An 11,427-nucleotide genomic window follows, 5' to 3' on the forward strand; every position below is an offset into this window, starting at 1 on the left:
CATTGGCTTAGCCAGAATACACTCGTCGTTAAAGCTGTGCCGCCAATTGCTGTAAGTTGGCGAGGCTTATGCGCAAGCTGTCCATCGGGTCCCTTTTGCATACATCTTGTTCGACAACATACCACTCTACTCCATTTTGTTCGCCCCATTGCAAGATCGGCAAAAAGGGAATCGACCCTTCTCCGACTTCGGCAAATGTCTCTTCCTCATCTTTCGTCATATCCTTCAAGTGGATCATTGGCATTCGCCCGCTGTACGTCTGAATAAATGTATATGGATCGCGGCCGCCTTTTTTAACCCAGTAGACGTCAATTTCAGCTAGAATGCGGTTATCTTGGCTCGGTTCAAGCAAATAGCTAAGCGCATCTTGCCCATCGATCGTTGTCTCAAACTCGAAAGCATGGTTATGGAAACCGATTTGAAAATCAGGTGCCTGTTGCGCCACGTTATTTAGTCCTTCCTTAACGGCCCGGTACCCTTCCTCCGTCCGCAGCTCTTCAGGCAAATATGGGCAGAACAAAGCGTTTGTCCCGTATTTCTGTGCCTCTTTCAGTACAAGGTCAAGCTCATTCGTCAAGCGAGCAAACGGCACATGCATTCCGGCAGCAACCACATTGTTAGCCTTTAAATGGTAAGCGACTTCATCTTGGTCATAGCCTGCTGGCAACCCTGACAATTGCAGCCCTTTATAGCCCATTTGTGCAAGCTCTTTAAAAACTGGGCCAATGCCGACTGTTTTTAACTGTTCACGAACAGTAAATACCGTTACTGCAAGTTTTTCGTTCACCCGTATCGCCCCCTATGCTTCTACTATAGGCGATTCTAGCCACACGCGCTTGTTCTTCGTTGTGTAAAACCGCGTTTTGTTTTTCCCTCATTGTGGTTTAGCCTTTGATGCCTGTAAACGTGATCCCGCGAATAAACGTTTTTTGCATAAAGAAGAATAACACGATAATCGGCAACGTCATCAGCGTCGAAACGGCCATCATCATATGCCACTGAGAACCTTGTTGGTTTTGGAATTGCTGGAGCCCGAGCGACAATGTATAGGCCGCTTCATCAGTCAAGTAAATAAGCGGTCCAAGAAAATCAGTCCACGCCGCCATAAATTGGAACAGCGCGACTGCTAACACAGCAGGCTTGGCTAATGGAAACATGATTTGCCAATAAATGCGCCATTCGCTGGCCCCATCAATTTTTGCAGCTTCCCGTAATGTGTCAGGAAGGCCTTTAAAAAATTGCCGCAACAGAAAAATCGAAAAAGGGATACCGAAAAAAGCTGGCACAATCAATGGCAAGTTTGTTCCCACCCAACCTAACTGGTTAAAAAGCAAGAAAAGCGGAATCATCGTCACCTGTGTCGGAATCATCATGACGCCAATCGTAATCGCAAACAACGTATTGCGGCCACGCCACCGGAGCTTTGCAAAACTATAGGCTACAAGCGGGCAGGAAAGAACGACTCCGAGTGTGCTAAGTCCTGTAATAACGGCAGTGTTCCATGTGTATGTCCAAAACGGAATATACTTCGTTGCTTCAATATAATTCTCCCATTGGAAAGGCTGCGGCAAAAATTCTGGCGGAAACGTAAAGACTTGCGTAATCGGCTTAAAAGAAGTAGACACCATCCACACAAACGGAACTAAAAACAAAATCGATGCAAGAATTAAAATGGTATGAGCGTAGATGCTTTTTAATCGTTTTTTTGCCAATGTGTTCATGCGGCACCTCCTAATCGCCTTGGTAATGGACCCATCGTTTTGAACTCCAAAAAACGATGGCCGTCAATGCCATAATGATGACAAATAAAATCCATGCCATTGCCGATGCATAGCCCATCCGGAAATAACTAAACGCGTTGTCATACAAATACATGACGTAAAATGTCAATGAATCAGCAGGGCTTCCAGAACCTTGTGTCATCGTATAAGGCAGTGTAAATTGCTGGAAAGCGCCGATAAAGCCCATCACCAAATTGAAGAAAATTACAGGCGTCAACAACGGCAGCGTAATATAAAACGTCTTTTGCAGAAAGCTTGCGCCATCCACTTCCGCTGCTTCATAGTACTCTTGCGAAATATCGCTTAGGCCAGCCAAGTAAATGATAACCGCTTGTCCAATCCCCCAGAGCGACATCAAGATCAATGCCGGTTTTGACCAAAATGTGCTGCCAAGCCAAGGCGGCCCTTGTATGCCGAACCAGTCTAGAACAGCGTTGACCAACCCGAATTGTGGATTTAACAGCCAAATCCATAAGATTGCCAATGCAACATGTGGAACAAGAGTCGGCAAAAAGAAAATCGTCCGGTACACAGCCATGCCACGCACCCGCATATTCAGCACCATCGCCAAAGCTACGCCAAAAATAATGCTCAGGGGCACGAATAGAACAGCAAAATAAATGGTATTGTAAATCGAAATCCAAAACAACTCGTCTTGAAACAACTCGCGGTAATTAGCCAAGCCAATAAATTTGCCGCTTTGCAAAATGCTGTAATCCGTAAAACTGTAATATATTGAAGAAATCAAAGGGTATGCGAAAAAAAGCAAAAGCCCAATGATCCAAGGCAACGCAAACAGCCAACCAGCTAAACTTTCATTCGAACGCTTGCGGCTTACCCGTACGCTCGGTGCCTTTCCCGTTTCCAATTTTGCCATCTTCCACCCTCCTAATTTTCCTCTTCGGCCACTTTTTTAGCGACTTTGTCAAGCAACGCCTGGGGCTCATCTCTGCCGTGGATCGCATACTCCACTGCCCTGTCGAGCTCGTTCCATAGCAATTGCCCGCTTGCAATCGGAGGCCGCGAATTCGAATCCGGCAAAATATCAATAAATTCTTTCATAATCGGATCATCGCCATACAGTTCTTCATTGACCGTATCAATCACCGACATTTGGTGATCCATTTCGTTGAACGTACGCTGTCCTTGTTCGCTGCCGAAATATTTCATAAATTCCCACGCCTCTTCAGCGTGTTTGGCTCCTTTCGGAATGATCAGCGACATCCCTCCTGACCAGGTCGCAAAATTGTCGCCTGTTGGCGTAGGGACAGGGGTCACCCCGTAATTTAAATCAGGATTGTATTGATTAATGGTAGAGATCGAGAACGGGCCATCGACTTTCATGCTATAAATTTCTTGAATAAAGGGGTCCATCTCATTGCTTCCTTGGGCCGTGTCAAAACTTGTGACTGTCGCTGCGTCATACTTGTCGGCAATTGAAACGAGCCATTCCAGCGCTTCGACATTTTTCGGATGATTGATCGTCAACTCGCCTGTCTCAGGTTCGTAAAAATCGCCGCCGAATGCCCACGCCCACGTGTAAAACCACCCTTGCGCCGTCCATGGCACCATACCAAGCTCCTGGACGCGCCCATCTTCAATCGTTGAAAGCTTTTCAATCGCCTCTTCTAATTCATCAATCGTTGATGGCGGATGATCAGGATCTAGCCCCACTTCCATAAAGCGGTCTTTATTGTAAAAAAGCAGCCTTGAATCGGTTGTGAGCGGCATGGCATAAATGTCGCCCTCGTAAGTCGATTCTTCAACAGCATAGTCATAATAAATCCCCATATCGTAGTGATCGGCTTCAATAAAAGGCGTCAGCGGTTCAAGGGAATTCTCTGCCGCATATTGAGCGACTTTGAAACGGTCGAAATGGGCAAGATCAGGTGGATTGCCGCCAGCAATTGCTGTCAAAAGCCGCTGGTCGTCTCCTTCAGAAGAGGCGCTATAAATCGGTTGCACAAAAATGTCGTCCTGGCTTTCATTAAAGTCAGAAGCCACCTGTTCGATGGCTTCCAGTCCTTTTCCAGTATAATTGTGCCAATAAGTGACCGTCGTCCGTCCTTCGACGGTAATCACTTCTTCCTCAAGCTCTTCTGTACCCGTGTCTGTGCTGCTGCATGCCGTTTGAACAGTCGCGACTGCCGCCAAAAGACCGACCCATTTCAAGGAACGAAAACGAATAGACATGATTGGCACCTCCATTAATTGGTCGTCGCAGGTACATTGGCCTCATCAAAATAAATGGTTTTGCCTGTTTTCGCTGATTGATAAATCGCTTCCAAAATTTCACTGACAACAAGCGCTTGTTCCGCTTTCACGAGTGGCTCCGTGCCGTTGCGAATCGCCTCAATCCAAAGGCGCGCTTCCTTGTCTGCTTGGCTTTCCGCCCCGCCTTCATAATAGGCGACTCCGCCAGCGTTTAAGTCAGGCTTCGTTACGTATAGGCGGCTTAATTTTTCACCGTTAATCCGCAAGCCGTCACGCATATCTGCGCCTGCTTTCGTGCCACACAACGTCGTTTTCGCTTCATCGACATCAAGCGTATTGAGGGCCCAGCTTGCCTCTAATGTAATCGTTGCGCCATTTTCCATCGTAATAAAGGCAAATGCCGAATCTTCAACGGTAAACTCTTTTGGATCCCACGGGCCAAAAGCATTGGCCGCATTTTCTGTATTCGACAGCTTGTAGTAAACATTGCCGACAACACTTTTAACGTTGTAGTTATTCATCGTCCATAACGTCAAATCAAGGGCATGGGTACCGATGTCAATTAACGGGCCGCCCCCTTGTTCCTCCTCGTTTAAAAAAACGCCCCAAGTCGGTACCGCACGGCGCCGCACGGCATGTGCTTTCGCAAAGTAAATGTCGCCTAGCTCGCCTTGTTCCACAAGCTCCTTTAAATAAAGGGAGTCATTGCGGTAACGGTTGTCATAGCCGATTGTCAGCTTTTTGCCTGTGCGCTTTGCTGTCTCCACCATTTGCCGTGCTTCAGCAGCCGTTTTCGCCATTGGCTTCTCGCACAGCACATGCTTGCCTGCTTCCATCGCTGCAATGCTAATCGGCGCATGGGACTTATTCGGGGTACACACATGGATGACTTCAATCGATGAATCCTTCAACAGCTCGGTGTAATCGGTATACACATTCGCGCCTTCGCTGCCGTACGTTTCCGCCGCTTTCTCTGCCCTTTCTTTAACAATGTCACAAAACGCCACCATTTCAACGCCTTTCACTTTAGCCAAACTCGGCATTTGTTTGCCATTGGCAATGCCTCCGCAGCCTATAATGCCAATTCTTACTGTCCGCTCTTCCATTTCAATCGCTCCTTTTATCGTAATGAATGCAAAAATTGGGCGCTTTCTTTAATCGAGTCAAACTCATCTTTATCAAACTGCTCTTGTTCAACCGTGTACCAGTCAACACCGTGTTGCTTTGCGGCTGCATGAATCCCGTGGAAATCCATGATGCCGCTGCCGACTTCGACATTGCGCAATTCCTGTAGGTTGTTCATATCTTTCATATGCAAAATTTTAATCCGGTCTTTGTAACGGTGAATCCAGTCAATCGACTTCTGCCCCGTTGCTTCCAACCAAAACGTATCAAGCTCCATAAACAGATAACGCGGGTCCGCAGCGGCAAATAACAGATCAAGTCCGTATTCGCCTTCAAATTGGGTAAGTTCGATGTCATGGTTGTGATAGCCGAACGCAATATTGGCCGCTGCTGCCTTTTCGCCGATTTTCGTCAACAGCTCCCCTGTACGTTTATAAGCATCGGCGCTGTCCCGATAAGACTCAGGCAAGCCAGGGCAAATAATGTAAGGGCTTTCAATTTCGCTTGCATAAGCAATCACTTCATCCAACTGACCTGTTAGTTGTTCGATCGATATATGGCTCCCCGCCGCCACGAGTTGGTTATCTGCTAACCTCTTTTTTAACTCCTTGCTGCTTTTGCCAAAATATCCGGCAAATTCAACGCCTTCATACCCTGACCTCGCGACTTCGTCTAATGTGCCAAAAAAATCAGCCGCACACCGTTCTTTAACGGAATACAATTGCAAGCCAATTCGAGCCATGTTCGCACACCACCTTTACCGTTTTCTGAATTCTTTCGAAAAAATCGTACCATGTTCCCCTCAATTGATTATATACTAGAACTATTCAATTATATTAAATGTTTGACATAAGGAGAGATAGCATGTTCACGCAATTAGATGCTTACAAAGAACAATTGCCAAGTGGAAATGACATTCGGGAGCCGATCCACTGCCATATGCAAACAAGCGAACCAAACCGACGGATTGCTAGTCCCCATTTCCATGACGCAATTGAACTGCTCTATTCGTTTTCAGGGCGCGCCCGTGTTTTCGTGAGCGGGCAACCGTTCCTGATGGAGAAAGGCGACTTAGTGATAATCAACTCTAACGAAGTCCATGCAATATGGGGAGAGAGCGGCGAAAAGGTCGAGTACCTTGTAATTAAATTGGATCCCGAAGTCTTGTATTCTACATCTCGCTCCATTTTTGAATCTAAGTACGTGTTTCCTTTTACGATGTCAAAGTCTAGCCCACAAACACTGCTAAAAAGCGGGGAAATGGCGAGCACTGTCATTCCAGCAACGATTGCAAAAATCAATGACGAATTTTCACACAAAGATTACGGCTATGACTTTGCGATCCGGATTCACATCTGCACGATTTTTTTAGCGGTTTTACGCCATTGGCGCCAATCAGGCATTTCTGTTGGGACGGAATCGATCAATGATAGCGATTTTCAGCTCATGCGGCAAGTGTTCCAGTTGTTAGAAAGCCACTACGCTACAGCGTTGACAGCAAAACAAGCAGCAGCTACTTGCAATTTAAGCTACAGCTATTTTTCTCGAAAAATCAAAAGCATTACCGGGCGTTCGTTCACTGAATTGCTAAACTACATTCGAATCACAGAAGCGGAGAAGCTGTTAACGACGACCGATTTAAGCATTACAGAGGTAGCTGTGAGCGTCGGCTATTCGAGCACAAGCTATTTTATCCAGCATTTTAAACAAGCTAAGCATCTCTCACCTTTACGCTTTAAAAAACGTCTCCAACAAAGCGTGTTTGATAAAAATGAAACTTTTTTGTCTTGACAGCCATTCACTCACTCTCTAGTATGGACTTTAATAACTGCTGAGGAGGAGTACAATGATTCAAGTTGCATTATTAAGCCGCTGGCATGTTCATGCCAATGATTATGCCAGCCAAGCACTGGAGAACCCTAATTTGTCTGTCGTTGCTGTCTGGGATGAAGAACGAGAACGGGGTAAACAGTGGGCGAAGGAGTTAGAGGTTGATTTTTTCGAAGATTTAAATGAATTGCTTGCCCAAGATCAAATCGACGGGGTGATTGTCGACACGCCTACTTCCATGCACAAAGAGGTAATTCTTGCTTGTGCCGCTGCAAAAAAGCATATTTTTTCTGAAAAAGTGTTAGCGCTTACAGAGGAAGACTGTATTGCTATCTTTGAAGCTGTAGATAAAAACAATGTCTCGTTAATGCTGTCATTGCCTCGTTTAAATGACCCGTCTTACATTTATGCGCAACAAGCACTTGACAACGGCTGGCTTGGCCAATTGACATCGATCCGTTGCCGGCTTGAACATGGCGGCGCTTTGCCAACAGACACGCATCCAGACGGGTGGCTGCCTCCTCACTTCTATGACAAAAACCAATGCGGAGGCGGCGCCTTAATCGACTTAGGCGCCCATCCGATTTATTTAACAAACCGCCTTGCTGGCGAAGCAGCGTCTGTCATGTGCGAAATGGTTTCGTTCACCGGGCGTGAAGTCGATGACCATGCCTCAGTCATCGTCCGCTATGATTCTGGCGCAAGCGGTATTATCGAAGCCGGCTTTATTGGCAGTTCCAGCCCATTTTTGCTTGAGTTGCATGGCACAGAAGGCAGTTTGCTCGTTGAAGACCGCTCAGTCCGCATCCGTTCCAGCCAACTTGGCGACGGATCTTGGCAAACGCCTACACTACCAGAGCCGGGACCAAGCGCCATCGTCCAATGGGTTGCGGAAATCAAAGATGGCAAAAAGCCGCATATTACACGAGAGGATATGCTCCGTTTAACGCAAATCAATGAAGCTGCGCTGCAATCGGCCACAGAAGGGCGCCGTGTTTTCTTAAAAAGCGCGCAACCCGTCTAATGTGTTTAACTTGGACAGTTTTCGGCAATACGGTTGTTGAGGTGAGTGGACATGAAAACCGATATTGTCTTTTATGACGCCCAATGCCCGTTGTGCCGAGCCATGAAAAAAGTCGTTATGAAACTAGACTGGAACAGGGAACTTCGCTGGTTCCCTGTCCAGTCCGTAAGCGAAACAACACGACAAAAAGCAGCACGCTATGTAGACATGTATGACGAAATCTATGTCCTGTCAAAAGAAGGCCAAGTCTGGATTGGTTTCCAAGCTATACGCCAAATCCTCTCCCGCCTGCCTGCACTATCCTGGCTCACTCCGTTGCTTTCCTTTTCCTTGGTAGAGATCGTTGGAACGGCAGCGTACCGCTTCATTTCCAGCCACCGCCACCAATGGTTTGGACGACTGTCGCTTGATCAAGCGCTGCCGAGATGAAAGGATGGGCAGAAAACGTGGTAGTGTCAGCGAGAACGTTAGTTGAATAGAGCGAAGTTCCCTTGTTTAGCGCTATTCGCCTATTTCCACCATTAAGCTGCCGACATAAACGCCTTCTCCTTTAATCGAGACATGAGGCTTGCCGTTGTTGTCCGTCTGAACCACGACAAGAACGCGTCCATCTTTGCCGATTTCTTGCCCTTGTTCGACAAGCCACTCTTGTTTGCCGCTGTCAATATACATTGTGGCGTAAGCGCCCATTACACCAGATGCCGTCCCCGTGACTGGGTCTTCGATCGTGCCTGAATATGGGGATGAAAAATGGCGGCCATGGAGATCGGCGTCTGGGTCTATCGTTTCCACGCAGAAGGGGTGGACTGAACAACGGGGCTTTTCTGTTAAAATTGCTGGAAATTCACGGTTTTGTGGCTTCATTTGCGAAAAAGCGTGAATGCTTTTTATCGGCACAAGAAGCGTCCAAGTGCCTGTGCTGCCATACATAATCGGCAGTTGGTCGTCCAAATCAGATGAAGACAAGCCAAGTGCTTCCGCCAGTTTAGCAGCTGAGCCATTGAAGCGTTCAAATTGAGGGGCAGCCTGTTCCATTGCAATGATTAACTGCCCTTCCTTAGTTTCCAGCTCAATGTTCAAAATGCCCGCTTTTGTTTCGAGCGTAAGTTTTGTTTGCTTATCAATCGTTCCCGCCTCGACGAGTGCTTGCAATGCGGCAACCGTACCGTGGCCGCACAAATCCATTTCATGTCCTGGCGTGAAATAGCGCAAGCGTAAATCTGCCACATCAGAGTGAAGAACAAAAGCTGTCTCGTTAAAGCCAACTTTCTTAGCAATTTCTTGCATGTTTCTTTCTGCTAACGCATCTCCTTCAAAAACAACGCCAGCTGGATTTCCTTTCCCTTTGTGTCTACTGAATGCTTCATAATGCCATACTTGTACCTGTTTCATCTTTCTTCCTCCCACACCTAAGAAACCCTCCCCCTATTTAGGGGGAAGGGGTTTCTTTCGAAAATCTATGTTTGTTGCATATTGCAAGCGAGCTTCAGCCGTTGGTTTTTTGTCGCTTTCAAACAATGCCTGAACACGGAGAGAACCTCATTGGCTCTTATGTGAAGAGCGCGGTTTCAATCGCCGTTTGCAGTTCGAATGCACCGTCAGAGTTGTTCGAACATACAACGAGTACATGCCCTGTTTCAGGGTAACAAGCCATTCGGAAATTGACTCCTGGATCATAGCCCATAAAGATATGTTTGTATACGCGGCCAGCTTCGCCCTTCATGTATCCGCCATAGCCGTAAAAAAGATCATCTTCGACTTGTACATGGGGCGCTAATAGCGACGCGACCATTTCCTTAGACATTAGCTTGCCTGCGCTTAACTCTTGCCACAGCCTCGCCATTTCTGGTGCTGTCACAAAAGCGCCCCCGTCGGCGCCTCCTTTAGCTGGAACAGAAAAGACATTTGTGCGCCATTTGCCATTTTCTTCGTCAATGTAACCAAGCGCAGCGCCTTCTGGCAAAGCATCCATTTCGAAAAAACCGGATCTTGGCATGCCTGCTTTTTGAAAAATCGCCCTTTCCACATAGTCGCTAAAGGAAAGCCCGCTTGCCTGTTCAACGACAAGGCCAAGAACAATGTAGCCAGAATTGTTGTACCGGAATGTCGTTCCTGGCTTCTCTTTCATTTCTTGTTGTTGGAAAAGCGGCAAAAAGTCTTTCCCCTTCCTCATCTGGTAAACAGCCGTTTGCTGCCAAAGCTCCTCATAGTCGTCCATGACCTCTTCATCAAAATAATCCGCAATGCCAGAAGTATGAGTTAACAGCTGGTGCACCGTTATTTCAGGGTCTATCGCTAAAAAATCGATTTCTAAACAATCAGCCAATTTCGCATGCAACGATAACTTTCCTGAGTCCACTAGTTGGCAAATCGCCATCGCCGTTAGCAACTTTGTGCCTGATGCAATGCCATAGCGTGTATTTGTTTGGTTTGGGATTCGTTCGGCTCGGTTGGCAAAGCCAAAACTGTCTGTGACGATACCTTCTGGAGTCACTACATAATACGTGCCAGCAAACGTTTCCGCTTTTGCCGTTTCTTTCGCTACTTGTTTGATCGTTTCCATCATATTCATGTCCTCCTAAATGATCTTAATTGATGTTGTCAACAAATGTGATCATTTAGGGTTAGGTTCATTTCAGTCTTACGCTTAAGTATAGCATTAAAAGCTCCCTCCTTTGCTCAAGTGTAACATATCCGTTGAGCTAATTGGTTGTCTATTCTTTCAAACCATTAAGGACCCATTTTCGTCGTTGGGTATTTCTTTTGAAACTTTTTGCAAGGGGACCATCTTCCTTTTCTGCTTCTGAAAATCCTTCTATCTTTTAGAAAGGTTCTTAATCCTTTTCATAGAGTGTGATATGATAAAACGGTAAAAATTACTATCTTCTCTATAAAAGGGCGATTCCATGTCATTTTTCCTACTCGTTGCCGTATCTTATGCATGTGGCTGTATAAACGGGGCTTACTATATCGGACATATGAAATACAAACAAGATATTCGCACTTTGGGGAGCACGAACGCTGGGGCTCGAAATGCTGGACGTATTTTTGGAAAAAAAGCGTTTATCGGCACAGTCGTCATCGATGCGTTCAAAACAATCATTCCATTGGCCATAGGGCAAATATGGCTAGACGTTTCTGAGATCGTTATTGGTGCAATGGCTTTGGCCATACTCATTGGCCATATTTGGCCGCTGCAGTTGCAGCGCTCAGGTGGAAAAGGAGTCGTCGTTTATTTGGCGGCTGCGCTTGTGCTTGCCCCCCTTGCTTTAGTCGTATGCGGCCTAGCACTTGCTGTTTTGCGCGCTTGCAAACGATCGTTTACGGAGGCGGGCTTCATTGCCATTTGTACAATCCCACTCACATTGCTTTGCCAAACTGCATACAGCCTTGCTGGCTTGTTTGCGCTTTTGCTCATGATTGTGCTAGTTGCTCACAGAAAGGGGCATTGAG

Annotated in this window: 12 protein-coding genes; 4 read left to right on the forward strand and 8 right to left on the reverse strand. The window is 46.6% G+C overall.

What is annotated here, in order from left to right; all coding sequences use genetic code 11:
• Window positions 1-28 precede the first annotated feature (28 nt).
• The 6 genes from BUC05_RS15060 to BUC05_RS15085 form a co-directional block, all read right to left on the reverse strand.
• Window positions 29-787 carry a sugar phosphate isomerase/epimerase family protein gene (locus BUC05_RS15060; protein WP_035202969.1) on the reverse strand — a complete coding sequence of 253 codons (759 nt, stop codon included), beginning with the start codon at window positions 785-787 and terminating at the stop codon, window positions 29-31.
• Window positions 788-884: 97 nt separating this feature from the next.
• A complete protein-coding gene (locus tag BUC05_RS15065; RefSeq protein WP_063608712.1) occupies window positions 885-1,721 on the reverse strand; it encodes a carbohydrate ABC transporter permease in 837 nt (278 codons plus the stop codon).
• 10 nt (window positions 1,722-1,731) lie between these two features.
• Window positions 1,732-2,658 carry a carbohydrate ABC transporter permease gene (locus BUC05_RS15070; protein ID WP_011248122.1) on the reverse strand — a complete coding sequence of 309 codons (927 nt, stop codon included), beginning with the start codon at window positions 2,656-2,658 and terminating at the stop codon, window positions 1,732-1,734.
• Between the two features lie 11 nt (window positions 2,659-2,669).
• Window positions 2,670-3,974 carry an ABC transporter substrate-binding protein gene (locus BUC05_RS15075; protein ID WP_011248123.1) on the reverse strand — a complete coding sequence of 435 codons (1,305 nt, stop codon included), beginning with the start codon at window positions 3,972-3,974 and terminating at the stop codon, window positions 2,670-2,672.
• Window positions 3,975-3,988: 14 nt separating this feature from the next.
• Complete coding sequence (locus tag BUC05_RS15080; protein ID WP_011248124.1) at window positions 3,989-5,101, reverse strand: Gfo/Idh/MocA family protein; 1,113 nt, start codon at window positions 5,099-5,101, stop codon at window positions 3,989-3,991.
• A gap of 14 nt (window positions 5,102-5,115) precedes the next feature.
• On the reverse strand, window positions 5,116-5,862 hold the full coding sequence (locus BUC05_RS15085; RefSeq protein ID WP_011248125.1) for a sugar phosphate isomerase/epimerase family protein: 747 nt from the start codon (window positions 5,860-5,862) through the stop codon (window positions 5,116-5,118).
• A gap of 122 nt (window positions 5,863-5,984) precedes the next feature.
• Here BUC05_RS15085 and BUC05_RS15090 point away from each other — a divergent pair, with 122 nt between their 5' ends.
• The 3 genes from BUC05_RS15090 to BUC05_RS15100 are packed head-to-tail and all read left to right on the forward strand — an operon-like array spanning window position 5,985 to window position 8,403.
• On the forward strand, window positions 5,985-6,911 hold the full coding sequence (locus tag BUC05_RS15090) for a helix-turn-helix domain-containing protein (protein ID WP_011248126.1): 927 nt from the start codon (window positions 5,985-5,987) through the stop codon (window positions 6,909-6,911).
• A 55-nt stretch (window positions 6,912-6,966) separates the two neighbouring features.
• Entirely contained in the window at window positions 6,967-7,974 is a 1,008-nt protein-coding gene (locus BUC05_RS15095) for a Gfo/Idh/MocA family protein (RefSeq protein WP_073305250.1), read from the forward strand.
• A 51-nt stretch (window positions 7,975-8,025) separates the two neighbouring features.
• On the forward strand, window positions 8,026-8,403 hold the full coding sequence (locus BUC05_RS15100) for a thiol-disulfide oxidoreductase DCC family protein (RefSeq protein ID WP_073305252.1): 378 nt from the start codon (window positions 8,026-8,028) through the stop codon (window positions 8,401-8,403).
• A gap of 72 nt (window positions 8,404-8,475) precedes the next feature.
• Here BUC05_RS15100 and BUC05_RS15105 read toward each other — a convergent pair whose 3' ends face one another.
• Window positions 8,476-9,366 (reverse strand): PhzF family phenazine biosynthesis isomerase, encoded by an 891-nt coding sequence (locus BUC05_RS15105; protein ID WP_073305254.1) that lies wholly within the window; start codon window positions 9,364-9,366, stop codon window positions 8,476-8,478.
• Between the two features lie 157 nt (window positions 9,367-9,523).
• A complete protein-coding gene (locus tag BUC05_RS15110; RefSeq protein ID WP_073305256.1) occupies window positions 9,524-10,540 on the reverse strand; it encodes a serine hydrolase domain-containing protein in 1,017 nt (338 codons plus the stop codon).
• Between the two features lie 340 nt (window positions 10,541-10,880).
• On the opposite strand from BUC05_RS15110, the gene BUC05_RS15115 reads away from it, so the two are divergent.
• Window positions 10,881-11,426: a glycerol-3-phosphate acyltransferase gene (locus BUC05_RS15115; protein WP_073305258.1), complete on the forward strand. Its 546-nt coding sequence runs from the start codon at window positions 10,881-10,883 to the stop codon at window positions 11,424-11,426.
• Window position 11,427 lies beyond the last annotated feature (1 nt).

This window comes from Shouchella rhizosphaerae (assembly GCF_900142675.1).
Lineage (GTDB): Bacteria > Bacillota > Bacilli > Bacillales > Bacillaceae_D > Shouchella > Shouchella rhizosphaerae.